Origin of the sequence: Ewingella sp. AOP8-B2-18 (genome assembly GCF_052376015.1) — a bacterium.
GTDB classification, from domain to species: domain Bacteria; phylum Pseudomonadota; class Gammaproteobacteria; order Enterobacterales; family Enterobacteriaceae; genus Ewingella; species Ewingella allii.
This window is the reverse complement of sequence record NZ_JBQSVB010000006.1, coordinates 203540-217713: the sequence shown is the minus strand read 5'-3', so window position 1 is coordinate 217713 and position 14174 is coordinate 203540. Positions and strand designations below refer to the sequence as shown.

12 protein-coding genes are annotated in these 14174 nt (G+C 54.4%); 4 read left to right on the top strand and 8 right to left on the bottom strand.

Annotation, left to right across the window (positions count from 1 at the left end; all coding sequences use genetic code 11):
* Positions 1-46: 46 nt before the first annotated feature.
* From ACT3RR_RS14135 to dgt, 6 genes are all read right to left on the bottom strand, one after another.
* Positions 47-1408, bottom strand: a complete 1362-nt coding sequence (locus tag ACT3RR_RS14135; protein WP_353501046.1) for an amino acid deaminase — start codon at positions 1406-1408, stop codon at positions 47-49.
* Between the two features lie 129 nt (positions 1409-1537).
* Positions 1538-2683 carry a glycerate kinase gene (locus ACT3RR_RS14130; protein ID WP_496200542.1) on the bottom strand — a complete coding sequence of 382 codons (1146 nt, stop codon included), beginning with the start codon at positions 2681-2683 and terminating at the stop codon, positions 1538-1540.
* 95 nt (positions 2684-2778) lie between these two features.
* On the bottom strand, positions 2779-3699 hold the full coding sequence (gene garR, locus ACT3RR_RS14125; RefSeq protein ID WP_496200541.1) for a 2-hydroxy-3-oxopropionate reductase: 921 nt from the start codon (positions 3697-3699) through the stop codon (positions 2779-2781).
* A gap of 116 nt (positions 3700-3815) precedes the next feature.
* Entirely contained in the window at positions 3816-4973 is a 1158-nt protein-coding gene (locus tag ACT3RR_RS14120; RefSeq protein ID WP_496200560.1) for a CdaR family transcriptional regulator, read from the bottom strand.
* 186 nt (positions 4974-5159) lie between these two features.
* Positions 5160-6608 carry a serine endoprotease DegP gene (gene degP, locus ACT3RR_RS14115; protein ID WP_353501043.1) on the bottom strand — a complete coding sequence of 483 codons (1449 nt, stop codon included), beginning with the start codon at positions 6606-6608 and terminating at the stop codon, positions 5160-5162.
* 233 nt (positions 6609-6841) lie between these two features.
* Positions 6842-8362, bottom strand: a complete 1521-nt coding sequence (gene dgt / locus ACT3RR_RS14110) for a dGTPase (protein ID WP_496200540.1) — start codon at positions 8360-8362, stop codon at positions 6842-6844.
* 198 nt (positions 8363-8560) lie between these two features.
* Here dgt and mtnN point away from each other — a divergent pair, with 198 nt between their 5' ends.
* The 3 genes from mtnN (at position 8561) to ACT3RR_RS14095 (ending at position 10675) form a co-directional block, all read left to right on the top strand.
* Positions 8561-9268, top strand: a complete 708-nt coding sequence (mtnN, locus tag ACT3RR_RS14105) for a 5'-methylthioadenosine/S-adenosylhomocysteine nucleosidase (protein WP_485903119.1) — start codon at positions 8561-8563, stop codon at positions 9266-9268.
* Positions 9265-10077 (top strand): vitamin B12 ABC transporter substrate-binding protein BtuF, encoded by an 813-nt coding sequence (gene btuF / locus ACT3RR_RS14100; RefSeq protein WP_485903118.1) that lies wholly within the window; start codon positions 9265-9267, stop codon positions 10075-10077. The genes mtnN and btuF overlap by 4 nt, the downstream gene beginning before the upstream one ends.
* A 349-nt stretch (positions 10078-10426) precedes the next feature.
* Positions 10427-10675: a hypothetical protein gene (locus ACT3RR_RS14095; protein ID WP_353501039.1), complete on the top strand. Its 249-nt coding sequence runs from the start codon at positions 10427-10429 to the stop codon at positions 10673-10675.
* Between the two features lie 109 nt (positions 10676-10784).
* Here the strand turns inward: ACT3RR_RS14095 and erpA are convergent, their stop codons facing one another.
* Together erpA and clcA are read right to left on the bottom strand one after the other, a co-directional pair.
* On the bottom strand, positions 10785-11159 hold the full coding sequence (gene erpA / locus ACT3RR_RS14090; RefSeq protein ID WP_072009848.1) for an iron-sulfur cluster insertion protein ErpA: 375 nt from the start codon (positions 11157-11159) through the stop codon (positions 10785-10787).
* 88 nt (positions 11160-11247) lie between these two features.
* The gene (gene clcA / locus ACT3RR_RS14085) at positions 11248-12714 is read right to left on the bottom strand and encodes a H(+)/Cl(-) exchange transporter ClcA (protein ID WP_353501038.1); all 1467 of its coding nucleotides are present in this window, start codon (positions 12712-12714) and stop codon (positions 11248-11250) included.
* A 173-nt stretch (positions 12715-12887) separates the two neighbouring features.
* On the opposite strand from clcA, the gene hemL reads away from it, so the two are divergent.
* Entirely contained in the window at positions 12888-14168 is a 1281-nt protein-coding gene (gene hemL / locus ACT3RR_RS14080; protein ID WP_396131656.1) for a glutamate-1-semialdehyde 2,1-aminomutase, read from the top strand.
* The last annotated feature ends 6 nt before the right edge of the window (positions 14169-14174 follow it).

Below are 14174 nucleotides of genomic sequence, written 5' to 3'. Positions count from 1 at the left end.
GCCCGACGACTGTCTGCCAGCGTCGGGCTTTTAGGTTTCAAACTTGTTAGAACCAGGTAGTTACCGCGCCGGTCACGTCCCACTGTTCATTCACTCGCAGCAGCTGACGCCATCTGTCGAAGGTCAGGCAAGGGTGGGAAATGTCGAAAATCAGCATGTCGCCGACCTGAATATCGGCCCCTGCGGGCACGGTCATAAAGGCGTGTTGGTCCATCATCTTGATGATTTCCCATGACTTATCTACCGGCACAACCGTAGTGTAGCCTGCCGAATGGCTGCTTTGCGGGCGAAAATGCCCGGCAGCGACCGGGAAACCCGCATCCGGCCCGGCGTCGCGACGGCCCAGGCCGATGATCGCCCTGCCCGGCTCAGGCAGTGACTGTACGTAAGCCCATACCTGTAGCGCGGGTTGCAGGCTACTGTTCATCTGGCGCGCTACCGGATTTTGGGCCTGAATTCGCTGATTAGCCTGCTGATAAATACCGGCGTCATGGGTCAAGTAGCAGCCTGAACGCAGGATAACGTCAAGCGTGAAACGCTGCTGGCTGTCCAGATACTGGCTATCACGCCTAAACTCTTCGGCCACCACGTCAAACCATGCAGAACCCGCGCCGGTGAGAATCACCGTAGGCTCGGCAAAGGCACCGTTCTGCGCCAGAGCCTCGGTGCGTTGCATCACGTGTTGCAGGAAAGCGCGAATGGGCGCTTCTTCATTAATCACCCCTTCGTAAATTTCTACCCCCACCAGCGAAATAGCCCGCGGCCAGCGCTGGATAGCCTCTAACACCTCCAGCTCCTGCTCGGCGTTGCGCACGCCGGTGCGCCCGCCGGCCAGACCATATTCCAACAGCACCCGCAGCGTCTGCTGGCGAGAAGTAAAATACTCGCCGAGGGCGTCGACGTTGGCCGCCGAATCCACAATACAGGTGAAATCAAACTCGCTGTCCTGTGCCAACAGCCCGGCGATCACGGCCATATTGGCTTTGCCGACCAGCTGATTAGCCATGATGACCCGGCGCACGCCGTGCTGAAACGCCACATTGACCTGCGGTGCCGTCGCCAGCGTAATGCCCCACGCGCCGCTATCAAGCTGTAACTGGAAAAGCTCGGGGCTCATGGTGGTTTTGCCATGCGGCGCCAGCTTGAGGTGGTAGCGGCTAATGAACTCGCTCATCCACGCCAAATTATGCTCTATGCGCTCATCCAACAGCACCGCCACCGGCAGGCTGACCTCTTCTCGCAGAATATTCCAACCCTGCTGGCCGATGTCCGCCATCTGCGGTTCATCCGGCAAGGTGCCTAAGCCTTTGGTTTGGGTATTCACCGGCTGGGAGGAGAAGTCATAAAGCGAAGATAAATCATAGAGTTCTGAAAAATCATACGGCTGGGAGAAGTCAGGCTCGGACATGATGGCTCTCGTTTGGCGTTATCTGCGAATCAATAGTGCAAACCTAGCGCACGCGCAGGTCTGGGGTAAAGCCCAAAAATCGGCACGCCGAGTTATCAGGTGCCAATTCAGGGGCTGGCTGGCGGGCACTCATTCAGGCAGCGTCTGCGCCAGCTTGATGGTGGCGGCGATATTGCGCGCCGTGTTGTGTAGGTTTTCGGCGGCATTCGCCAGCGCGTCTTCCAAGGTACAGATAGAAGAAAGCACGCTAAACACCGCATCCAAGCCATGGTCGAAAACCACATCTACATCTTTGGTCAGGCTGCCGCCGATACCAATGACCGGCTTGTTATAGCGTTTCGCCACCCGCGCGACGCCGATTGGCACCTTGCCATTGATACTTTGGCTATCAATGCGCCCTTCGCCGGTGATCACCAGCGTGGCGTCTTTCACTAACGCCTCTAGCCCCAGCGCTTCGGTAACAATCTCAATCCCCTGACGTAACTGCGCCCCGCAAAAGGCGTGCAGCCCGGCCCCCATACCTCCGGCGGCACCCGCCCCCGGCAGGCTGTCTACGTCGATATCAAGGCTCTGTTTAATCAGCTTGGCGAAGTGAGCAAGATAGCCATCAAGCTGCATGACCATTTCTGGCGTCGCCCCTTTTTGCGGGCCGAAAATCGCCGATGCGCCATTTTTTCCCGTCAGCGGATTGGTCACGTCACAGGCCACTTCGAATCGGCAATCTTTGATTCTGGGGTCCAGTTCGCTGATATCAATACTGCTAAGCTGCTCCAGCGCGCCGCCGCCCTGACCAATCTGCTGGCCTTGCGTATCCAACAGCTTCCCTCCCAGCGCCTGCACCATGCCCGCGCCGCCGTCGTTGGTGGCACTGCCGCCAATGCCGATGATGCAATGTTTGACACCATGGTCCAGAGCATGGCGAATCAGCTCGCCGGTACCGAAAGAGGTGGTTTTCAGCGGGTTGCGTTTCGCCTGCGGCACGCTTTCTAAGCCACTGGCCGCCGCCATTTCGATAAAGGCGACGTTACTATCGCCAGACAGGCCAAAGAATGCCTCAATCGGCTCTCCCAATGGGCCGGTCACTTTGACTTTCACCACTTTGCCATGAGTCGCGGCCACCATGGCTTCCACCGTGCCTTCGCCGCCGTCGGCGACCGGCAATTTGACGTATTGGGCGTCGGGGAAAATTTCCCGAAAACCGCTTTCAATGGCTTTCGCTACCTCCAGCGCCGATAAGCTTTCTTTAAATGAATCAGGTGCGATAACTATCTTCATGCACGACACGCGCCGCTCGAGAAAAGCGTCCTGTTGATGAATGTATCTAGTCACACAAGCAAACGGCGCCAGTTTAGCGCCGCTTTCTCGGTTAACTACCGGGTCACTTCTACCTTCGCTAAGCTTTCATAATAGCGTGCAATTGCGCTGTGGTCAGACTGCCCCAACCCATCGGCTTTCAAAGCTTGCAGCATTTCCATCACCTGAGCTGTGAGTGGCAACTGCGCGCCAATGCTGTGTGAAGTGTCCAGCGCGTTAGCCAAGTCTTTGATATGCAAATCAATACGAAACCCAGGCTTGAAGTTTCTATCCATCACCATTAGCGCTTTAGCTTCTAACACCGTACTTCCCGCCAACCCGCCGCGAATGGCCTGAAAAACCAGCTCCGGCTCGACGCCCGCCTTGGTGGCTAACACCAGCGCTTCGGACATGGCGGCGATATTCAACGCCACGATCACCTGATTCGCCAACTTAGTGACATTACCTGCGCCTATGTCACCGGTATGCACCACCGAGGCAGCCATGGCTTTCATCAGTTCATAGCATTTTTCGAACACGGCTTTATCGCCGCCAACCATCACCGACAGCGTGCCGTCTACGGCCTTTGGCTCACCGCCGGACACCGGCGCATCAAGCATCGCGACCTGCTTTTCCGCCAGCGCCTGGCTGATTTCCCGGCTGGCGAGCGGCGCGATAGAGCTCATGTCGATAAACACCAGCCCGGCACGCGCACCTTCGATGACGCCATTTTCACCCAGCGCCACCTCTTTTACCTGTGGAGAGTTCGGCAGCATGGTGATAACAATGTCGCTCTGCTCGGCCACGGCTTTTGGCGTCACGGCGCTGGTGGCTCCGGCTTTCACCAGCTGCTGCGTCGTCTCATGATTGTGGTCCAATACCACCAGTTGATAACCCGCCTTGAGCAGATTTCTACTCATGGGCTTGCCCATTATCCCTAAACCAATAAATCCAATTTTCATGCTGCGAGCCTCGTTGAGTATCAAGAAGATAGCCATTATAAAAAACGGCCTTCCCGCTGGCAGTGGACAGAAGCCCAAAGCCGACGGCGAAGTTCGCCTCTTTCGTCTGGCATTTGCACAATGCTCTGTGAGGCCTATCCCGTTATGCAGGTTTAGGCCGTGTTATCGAGTTGCAGGGCGATATACAGCAGCAGGCGGTCATCAAAATTCGACAAGTTCAGCCCGGTCAGGCCAGAGATGCGGTTTAGACGATTTTCGAGAGTATTGCGATGAATAAACAGAGCTTTAGCCGTGACGATGGGCTGAACGTTATGAGCAAACCAGAGGTTTAACGTGCGGCGCAGCAGGCCACTGCTATCTTCGGCATTCAGGCGGGCCATCGGCAGAGCCAGTTCATCAGCCTGCCAGCCGTCGCGCAAACCGTCTAGCAGCACTGGCAGCATCAGGTCCTGATAGCAGTAGCTGCGCTGCTCCGGCGCGCGCCGCTTCCCCACCGCCAGGGTGGTTTTGGCCGTGAGGTAGGACCGCGCGATACTGCCCGGCCCGGTGAAATAGTTGCCGAGCGCAACGCGAATTCGCAGGTCACTGTTTTGCTGCATGTGTAACAGCAGGGCGTCTATCCGCTGACGCTGAGCCTGTGGGTCCCAGCGTTTGGCCGCACCGAGTGCGGGTTTGAGTACCACAATTTCGGTTAGAGAAACTCTGGCAATCAGATTGTCCTGCTCCGGGGTTGAGAGCAAAACCTGTAACTGTTGCAGCTCTGCCATAGCCTGCTCGACGCCAAGCTGCCCGCCGTCTACCGCCACCACCACGGCAACGCGCGGCTGGTGCAAGTCGATGCCCAACCGCTGCGCCCACTTCGCTAACGCCTCAGGGGGCTGCTCGGCACGAATCAAATTCAGCACCAGCTCTTCGCGAATGCGGCTGTCGTGCGCCAGCATATTGAGCAAGCGCGCCTGCTCGAGCATCATTTCCGCCGTCATACAGACCAGCTCGCCATATTGCCGCAGCCGCGTCGGGTCACCACTCAGCCCAATGGCGCCGACAATCTGTCCGTCAACCCGCAGCGGCAGGTTAACGCCGGGACGAACGCCGTGCAGATGGCGCGTCACTTCGTTATCAATGTCCACTATGCGTTGCTGGGAAATCGCCAGCAGCGCGCCTTCATGCAGTTCGCCAAGGCGCTCGGCGTCGCCGCTGCCGATAATCCTTCCCCGGCTGTCCATCACGTTGACGTTGCTATCAATGATTTTCATTGTGCGATCAACGATTTGCTGCGCCAAAGGTTGATCGAATAAATATGCCGCCATGTCCCTGCGCTCTCCTGCGTGTTTTCCCTTGGCTGCCAGCATACTTATTCGTCGGGCGATGGGCAGGTTCATGTCGGCGAAATGCGAGACGTCGCGCAGAACTCCGCCAACTTTCATCGTTGCACCGCCGCCAATAAAAAAGGCACGCCGAAGCGTGCCTTTATAGACTGATTTATCAGCGCGTGATTATTGCGCTAACAGGTAGATTGAAGTGTCACCGCGTTGAATATCCAGCGCCAGCACGGAAGGTTTGCTGTCGAGGATTTTACGCAGCTCGCCCAAATTGCCGACTTTCTGCTGGTTAACGCCCAGAATCACGTCATCCTTTTTCAGGCCGATGCGTGCTGCTTTACTGCCCGGCTTCACGGCATCGACTTTCACGCCTTTCTGATCGCCAACCTGACCATTGCTCAGCTCAGCCCCTTCAATACCGGTGAAGATATTACCGGAGTCAACTTTGGCGGTTTGCGTGCTCTGTTCAATAGTCACTTCAACATTGACCGGCTTGCCGTCACGCAGCAGGCCCAGCGTCACTTTGGTGCCGATTGGCAGGGTGCCGATGTCAGCGCGGAAGGAGGCGAAGCTGCTGATTGGTTTGCCGTTCATGCTCAGGATCACGTCACCCGCCTTGATACCGGCTTTTTCAGCGGCAGACTTCGGCATAACTTGGCTGATAAAGGCACCGCGCTGGGCGTCGACCTTCATGGCTTTCGCCAGTTCAGAGTTCAGCTCGGTCCCCATGATGCCCAATTCGCCACGCTTCACTTGACCGAATTCGATCATCTGCTTGGTCAGGTTTTTCACCATGTTACTTGGGATAGCAAAACCGATACCGATGTTGCCGCCGTCTGGCGCAAGGATCGCGGTGTTCAGACCAATCAGTTCACCGTTAAGGTTCACCAGAGCGCCGCCTGAGTTACCACGGTTAATGGCAGCGTCGGTCTGGATAAAGTTTTCGTAATTTTCGATGTTCAAACCACTACGGCCAAGTGCGGAAACGATGCCCGAAGTCGCGGTTTCGCCCAGACCATATGGGTTACCGATGGCGACGGTGTAGTCACCCACGCGCAGCTGCTCGGAGTCAGCAATTTTAATCGCGGTCAGGTTTTTGGCATCAATCAGCTGAATCACTGCGATATCTGAGCGCGGATCTTTACCGATCACTTTCGCCTCAAATTTACGGCCATCGTTGAGCTGAACGCTGATTTTGGTGGCGTTATCCACCACGTGGTTGTTGGTGACCACATAGCCTTTATCGGCGTCGATGATCACACCTGACCCCAGTGCGCGGAACTCTTGTTTCTGCGCTTCAGGCGCTGGCTGAGAGTCGTCATCCCCTTGGCCGCCCTGACAGACCGGAGAGCCTTGGAACGGCGAGCCGTCCTGACACAGCGGCGAGTTTTGACCAAAGAATTGCTGGAATTGCTGGCCCATGCGTGGCGTTTTAGTTGGTGCGCTACCCTCAACGTTTACGCTAACAACGGAAGGCATCACCTTTTCCAGCATAGGTGCCAGACTTGGAACTTGAGTGGTACTGGAAGACGCCGTTTCTGCGGCAAATGCCGATGAAACAGGGGCCACAGCCAATCCAACACTTAACGCCAAAGCGCTCAGGAATAGAGTAGTTTTTTTCATCAGTCGAATTCTCTTTAAATATGCTTTTAAAATTATTTATGGTGACACGAAAGCATCACCTTGCTCGGTAGTCGTGATACTGAGATTTAATTAAAAGCGGGAAGTTCATTAAGGTCGAAATGACAATGGTAAAAAAATATTGTGGTTATTTACAAAAGCCTATTTTTTAACCAGTCCATTATAAAAATAGAGATTTCTTTACCTTAACCACCCCGTAAATACGGCTAAATATATTATTCAGCGGCCATCAACCGTCGATATTCATCGTAAGCGTAAAGATCTGTCATTCCGCTGATATAGTCCTGAATCATGCGCGCACGATAATAAAATTCGCTAATAATTTTCTGACTTTCAGACTGCGACTCCAGCTTGGTAATCGCCTCATTATAGGCCAGACGGTGCTTGGCGGACAATTTGTGGAACAGTCGGGTTTCAATGGGGTACTTGCGATGGGTGTCATCGCGAACCAACTGGCGGAATTCATCCAAAGGCATATCCAGAATCGGGCTGTAAATATCCAGCAATCCACTTATTACCCGATAGCCCTGTAATTCCAACTCTTCGACTTCGTGATGATTAAACACCTGTTTAAATGCCACACTTTTATATGTTTTTAACAATCTATTAGCTTGGCTTACATCTTCTAATAATGCCTGATTAAAATTACCGGCAAATATGGCAGGAAGATTATCAATGAAACGAATGGCGGCGTGAGGGACCAACTGCTTCACGGTCTGGACACGCAGTTCCATAAAGAAATAATCTACCGGGTTACGAAAAGTCTTAGCCCGGTCCATTTTCTGAAAGGCGGTGCGCACCACTTTCTCAAACCAATCATTCTCTTCGCTCTCACCCCACTCGCGCTCCAGATGCTCAAACAGCTGCTCGACGGTGAAAATATTCTTCTCGACGGCATCCTCTAAATCGGCGATGCAGTAAGAGATATCGTCGGCGGCCTCCATGATATAAGTCAGCGGGAATCGGCTGAACTCGCCCATGTTTAGCTCACCGCGCAGCCGCTCAATGAAAGGCTCTTCGGCCAAATAGAAGCCCGGCTTTTTCATCAGGTATGCCTGTTCTTGCGGGATTGGCGCGGCCCAGTAGGCAGGGCGGGTGTACTTTAAGATGCAGGCGGTTTGCGAAAATGTCAGGTTGAGTTTGAGCAGAGTAAACACCAGCCGAATGGCCTGCGCGTTGCCGTCGAAGTTACACAGATCGTGGCGAATATTGCTGCGCAGCAGGTTCTCCTGCTCCTCGCCTTCCTGCAACCGTAAGAAGTCGAAAGTACAGTTGTCGCTGCTCTGCGGCACAGTGCCGCAGCTGGCAGTATCCATACGTTTGGCGAACCAGTTATTAATGGCGGACTCGCCAAAATGGCCAAAAGGCGGGTTGCCGATGTCGTGCATCAGGCAGGACATCTCGACCACGCTTTCGAAGGGATCGGTGAATTCCGTGAGACCAAGCTTGTCAAGTTTGCCCTGACGGCGCAGACGGTGCAGGATCTCTTTGGCAATGTGCCGCCCCACTTGCTGCACTTCCAGCGAGTGAGTCAAACGGCTGCGCACCGCGGCGTTTTTCTCCAGCGGGAAAACCTGCGTTTTTTGCTGCAATCGGCGGATGGCGGCAGAGTTAATGATTCTGCCGCGATCGCTTTCAAAGTGGCGAACTACGTCATATTCATCACGCGCCTCAGCAACCGGCGGACTGAAAGGACGCTGGAAATTGAATTTGCTCTTAAAATCTATCCCGGACATATTTGCTACCCTTTTCAGCCACTCACGTGTCAACCTGACATCCTACCAGCTTCCCAAACGCATTATCTTGCCACTAGCCATGATAGACTATCGCTTAATGTGCTTGTTATAAAAGCTTCAATTCCGCACATATGTACCCAAAATCATTCAAGTTGCAGGGTATAGCGGCCCCCTTCCACCTCATCTGCGAGTATTACTATGAAAGTTGGCATCATTGGCGCAATGGAACAAGAAGTCACCCTGCTGCGCGACAAAATCACTAATCGTAAAACCATCGAGCGCGCGGGTTGTGAAATCTACACCGGCCAGCTAAATGGCGTCGAAGTGGCATTGTTGAAATCAGGAATCGGTAAAGTTGCCGCCGCCATGGGCACCACGCTGCTGCTGGAACACTGCAAGCCGGACGTGGTGATCAACACCGGTTCTGCGGGCGGGTTGGCGAAAACGCTGAAAGTGGGCGATATCGTGGTTTCCGAAGAAGTGCGTTATCACGATGCTGACGTGACGGCTTTTGGCTATGAGCCAGGCCAGATGGCGGGCTGTCCGGCGGCTTTCGTCGCGGACTCAGAGCTGATTGAACTGGCTGAAACCTGCATTCGCCAGTTAGACCTTAACGCAGTGCGCGGCTTAGTGTGCAGCGGCGATGCCTTTATTAACGGTGCAGCGCCACTGGCTCGTATTCGTGAAACCTTCCCGTCCGTTGCCGCGGTCGAAATGGAAGCCGCCGCTATCGGCCACGTCTGTCATATGTTCGGTACGCCGTTCGTGGTGGTTCGCGCGATCTCCGACGTGGCGGATGCTGAATCACACCTGAGCTTCGAAGAGTTCTTAGTTGTTGCGGCTGAGCAATCAAGCCTGATGATCGACGCGATGCTGACCTCTCTGGCCAACAGCGACCGCGCGTGATCCCAAGGTTTCTGTGCATAATCTTGTGCTTATGGCTGCCGACGGTGGCCATTGCACAGCCTGCCCAGCGCGTCATCAGCCTGGCACCTAACCTGACTGAACTGGCTTACGCCGCAGGTCTGGGTGACAAGCTGGTCGGCGTGAGCGCTTACTCCGACTTCCCGCCGCAGGCCAAAAGCATTGAACAGGTCGCCAGCTGGCAAGGTGTCAATGTCGAACGAATTTTAGCCCTCAAGCCGGACTTGGTTTTAGCCTGGCGAGGCGGCAATCCGCAGCGCCCTCTCGATCAGCTCTCCTCATTGGGGATTCGCGTACTGTATCTCGACCCAGAAAGCATCGAACAGATAGCGCAAACTCTCGAACAGTTATCCGATTACAGCGAAAATCCCACGCTGGCGCAGAACGCCGCGGCTCAGCTTCGCCAACAGCGCGATCGGTTAAAGCAGCAATATGCGCGAACCAAGCCCCTGCCGGTATTTATTCAGTTTGGCACCCAGCCGCTGTTTAGCGTTTCAAAAGCTACGCTGCAAAGTGAAGTGGTTTCGCTATGTGGTGGGAAAAATATTTTTGAAGATAGCCGTGCGCCTTGGCCGCAAGTGAGCAGAGAGCAGGTTTTAGTGCGTCAGCCTCACGCAATCGTGATAACCGGCGATAAACAGCAAAAACAAACTATTAGCGAATTTTGGCAGCCCGCGCTGAATGTCCCGGTGGTCAACCTCAATGCCGACTGGTTTAGCCGCGCAGCCCCGCGCATCATCCTGGCAGCGCAACAACTTTGTAGCACGCTACAGCCCATCGTTCCAGAGTGAGTGTCCGCTCACTCACTTGTAGTCCCCTTCCTCGCCTTCTGTAGTCCCTTTCTGAATTGATTATTTGTTGCACAAAATCAATATTATCATTCGCTGCATTTGGTATGATGTCGCCCTGAAATTAATTGCCAGAAACAGCAATAAATATTTTTTAAATATTTATAAATTTCAAAAAGATAACTCTAAAAACACCTCATTATACGCATCACAAGAACCCATTATAACTTGATGCCAAAACCTTGTATTTCTTTAATAAATTTAAAGATGACGGGGTAAGTGGCCGATAACTGTTTTCAGCGTTTGGATGTTTTTTTTAGATTTTGATGACGACACACACCTGGAATGAACCATGATAAGAAAAATATTGCTGAGTACGCTGATTATACTGAGCCCTATCGCGGCGATGGCGGGCATGACCAGTGGAGAGATTCAAGTCAGTTTAACCATCCTGCCAACCTGTGAAGTCAGCGTGGCAAATGCACAACCCTCGGTAAGATGCGCGCAGCAGAGTTTTGGTCAGCCGCGCATCAGTGAGAGTCAATTAGAGGCTATTCCGGGGGTTTCGGTAGGCTCGAAGTTAGTGACCATAGAATGGTAAAGCACAAAAAAGCCCGTTTCACCTGAAAGGCAAACGGGCTTTTTAAACTTTTAATTCTTCTTAATGCTTCTTAATTCTTGCCGAATCAGATTCAGAAATGAGCAAATCGTTAGATACTGAACGATGAACCACAACCACAGGTGGTTTTAGCGTTCGGGTTAGTCACGATAAAACGTGAACCTTCCAAACCTTCGGTGTAATCAACCGAGCCACCCACCAGATATTGCAGGCTCATCGGGTCAACCACCAGCGCCACGCCAGATTTTTCAATCGTCATGTCGCCATCGTTGATTTTGTCATCGAAAGTGAAACCGTATTGGAAGCCGCTACAGCCGCCGCCAGTGATATAAACACGCAGTTTCAGATCCGGATTCTCTTCGTCAGAGATCAGGTTTTTAACCTTGTGGGCAGCCGCTTCGGTGAATTGCAGAGGCAAGGCACTGGTTTCCACTTCGGTTGGATCACTCATTGTTGCTTCACTCATCTTTTTTACTCCCAATCCGTATTCTGTTCAGGCCGCCGGATTGACTGTCTGAATAATGACCTAATTATCTAATAGGTAGCGTTATGGTTCAAGTATGAGCGGTTTTCGCGCCGTCGTCCTGTCTATTTATGCTCTGGTCAGCTTCTTTACTCTCCGCCTTGGCAGCATTTTCCCGCTCCTGCCGCTGTAAAGTGCGGGTAAGAATGGCGGAATACAAGGGCTTACCGCCAAGGAACTGTGCCAGAAGGGTGGCACCCAGGCAGGTAATAATCATCGGTAAAATCAGCTGATAATTATCCGTCATTTCTAACACCAAAACTATCCCGGTCAGCGGCGCTCTGACGCTGGCGGCAAAAAGCGCGCCCATGCCGGCAATCGCGAAGGTGGCAGGCTCAATGCCGTACTGCGGGAACATCGCCAGACTGGCGCTACCAAAGGCCGTGCCGAGCAATGTGCCGAGTGCCAGCATCGGGGCAAAAATCCCGCCGGGCGCGCCTGAGGCAAAGCACAGCAGCGTGGTCGCAACTCGTATAAGAAAGATAAACAGCAGCATGCCCAGCGTGTATTTCCCCGCCGCCGCGAGGGGGATCAGCGCAAAGCCGCCTCCGGCGGCTTCGGGCAGGAACAGCCCCAAGACTCCGCAGAAACCGCCCAGCAGGCCGCCAATGATCAGCACTTTGCGCAGCTTGCCGCCGTGCATTCTGGCGAACATATCCTGAGTGCGGAATATCAACGCGTTGAACGCCACGCCGACCATGCCAAACACCATGCCCAGCACCAGATAGAGCCACAGGGTGTTGAGCGGCGCGTTGGCCAGCTTGCCAACTTCAATCACCGCGCCTTCGCCGTTGAAAATGCGGAACACGATGCTCGACATAATCACGCCGATAAACACCGCTTTTATGGAAATCAGGCTGTAGCGGAACTGCAAACGCATCTCTTCGATGATAAAGAGAATGCCCGCCAGAGGGGCATTGAAGGCTGCGGAAAGGCCCGCCGCCGCACCGGTTGCCAGCAGCGAGTGGCGCGCTTCGGCACTGCGCAGGCGGAAAATATCCACCATCATCTTGCCGATATTGGCCCCCATCTGCACCGTCGGCCCTTCGCGACCCAGCACCATGCCTGCGCCAAGCGTGCCCATACCGCCGATAAATTTCACAGGGATCACCCGCCACCAGCGCACCGGCCGCAACTCTTCCAGCGCCCCTTCTATCTCAGGAATGCCTGAACCACTGGCCTCCGGCGCAAAACGGTGGACCAAAAAATAGCCCAGCATGGCCAGTAACGCCGAGGCGATAAAGGCTACCGGCAGCAGCAAGATCCAATGATCGCTAAACACGCCTAAACCCGATTGGCGCAGGTGGATCACCCAATCCACCGCCTTTTCGAAAGCCACGCCAAGCAGACCGGCGACGGTGCCGACTATCGCCGCGACCACCAGAATCGCCACCGGCGTTTTATCTCGACGCAGAAAATAGCGCAGAACATCGCTGCGCTTGCGGGGCCCGCGCAGAGCAGCATCTTTAGCAGAGTCGTGGGACGAGGTATCAGTCATGAGTTTGCAGGAATAGGCTAATAAGATGGGCAGATTTAACCACAAAAATCCCAATTTCGGAAAACGGAATACCAGACCAACGGCGCGAAGCGATTTCATAACGCGCCCCACTTCTTTAGAATGGGCGCATTATTTCCCTTTTCTACAACAGCAGCACAATCCAGGAGCCGTATATGAGTAAGTCAGAAAGCCTGTTTTCGCAGGCGCAGGCGCTAATCCCAGGTGGCGTAAACTCACCGGTTCGCGCGTTCTCCGGCGTGGGCGGCGTCCCTTTATTCATTGAGCGTGCTGATGGCGCTTTCCTGTTTGATGCCGATGGCAAGGCGTATATCGACTATGTCGGCTCATGGGGCCCAATGGTGCTTGGCCACAACAACGCCGAGATCCGCAACGCCGTGATCGAAGCGGCGCAGCGCGGTTTAAGCTTCGGCGCGCCAACCGAGATGGAAGTCAAAATGGCCGAGCTGGTCACCGATTTGGTGCCGAGCATGGACATGGTGCGCATGGTGAACTCCGGTACCGAAGCCACCATGAGCGCCATTCGTCTGGCCCGTGGCTTCACCCATCGCGACAAAATCATCAAATTCGAAGGCTGCTATCACGGCCATGCCGACTGCCTGCTGGTCAAAGCCGGTTCTGGCGCACTGACGCTGGGCCAGCCAAATTCGCCGGGCGTACCGGCTGATTTCGCCAAGCATACTTTAACCTGTACCTATAACGATCTGGATTCCGTCCGCGCGGTGTTCGAGCAATACCCTGACGACGTGGCCTGTATCATCGTTGAGCCAGTGGCCGGTAACATGAACTGCGTGCCGCCACTGCCAGAATTCCTGCCGGGCCTGCGCGCGCTGTGCGACGAGTTTGGCGCGCTGTTGATTATCGATGAAGTGATGACCGGCTTCCGCGTCGCGCTGGGTGGCGCTCAGGAGCACTATAACGTGATGCCTGACCTGACCTGCTTGGGCAAAATCATCGGCGGCGGCATGCCGGTCGGCGCATTCGGCGGACGCCGTGAAGTGATGGACGCGCTGGCGCCAACCGGCCCGGTTTATCAGGCAGGTACGCTGTCAGGTAATCCGATTGCCATGGCCGCCGGTATCGCCTGTCTGACGCAGGTTTCCCAGCCGGGCGTGCATCAAACCCTCACCGAGCTGACTACCCGTCTGGCCGAAGGTCTGGTGGATGCCGCGCAGAAAGAGAACATTCCGTTCGTGGTAAACCACGTTGGCGGCATGTTCGGCCTGTTCTTCACCGAATCAGAAACCGTCACCAGCTATCAGGACGTGATGAAGTGCAACGTCGAGCGCTTCAAGAAGTTCTTCCACCTGATGCTGGAAGAAGGCGTCTATCTGGCTCCTTCTGCTTTCGAAGCTGGCTTTATGTCTCTGGCTCACACTCAGGAAGACATTCAGCGCACCATCGACGCGGCGCGCCGCTGCTTCGCTAAGCTTTGATTGTTG

Coding starts and splice junctions, on each gene's coding strand:
- ACT3RR_RS14135 (WP_353501046.1), bottom strand. CDS start 1,408: ATGTCCGAGCCTGACTTCTCCCAGCCGTATGATTTTTCAGAACTCTAT.
- ACT3RR_RS14130 (WP_496200542.1), bottom strand. CDS start 2,683: ATGAAGATAGTTATCGCACCTGATTCATTTAAAGAAAGCTTATCGGCG.
- garR (WP_496200541.1), bottom strand. CDS start 3,699: ATGGCTATCTTCTTGATACTCAACGAGGCTCGCAGCATGAAAATTGGA.
- ACT3RR_RS14120 (WP_496200560.1), bottom strand. CDS start 4,973: ATGGCGGCATATTTATTCGATCAACCTTTGGCGCAGCAAATCGTTGAT.
- degP (WP_353501043.1), bottom strand. CDS start 6,608: ATGAAAAAAACTACTCTATTCCTGAGCGCTTTGGCGTTAAGTGTTGGA.
- dgt (WP_496200540.1), bottom strand. CDS start 8,362: ATGTCCGGGATAGATTTTAAGAGCAAATTCAATTTCCAGCGTCCTTTC.
- mtnN (WP_485903119.1), top strand. CDS start 8,561: ATGAAAGTTGGCATCATTGGCGCAATGGAACAAGAAGTCACCCTGCTG.
- ACT3RR_RS14095 (WP_353501039.1), top strand. CDS start 10,427: ATGATAAGAAAAATATTGCTGAGTACGCTGATTATACTGAGCCCTATC.
- erpA (WP_072009848.1), bottom strand. CDS start 11,159: ATGAGTGAAGCAACAATGAGTGATCCAACCGAAGTGGAAACCAGTGCC.
- clcA (WP_353501038.1), bottom strand. CDS start 12,714: ATGACTGATACCTCGTCCCACGACTCTGCTAAAGATGCTGCTCTGCGC.
- hemL (WP_396131656.1), top strand. CDS start 12,888: ATGAGTAAGTCAGAAAGCCTGTTTTCGCAGGCGCAGGCGCTAATCCCA.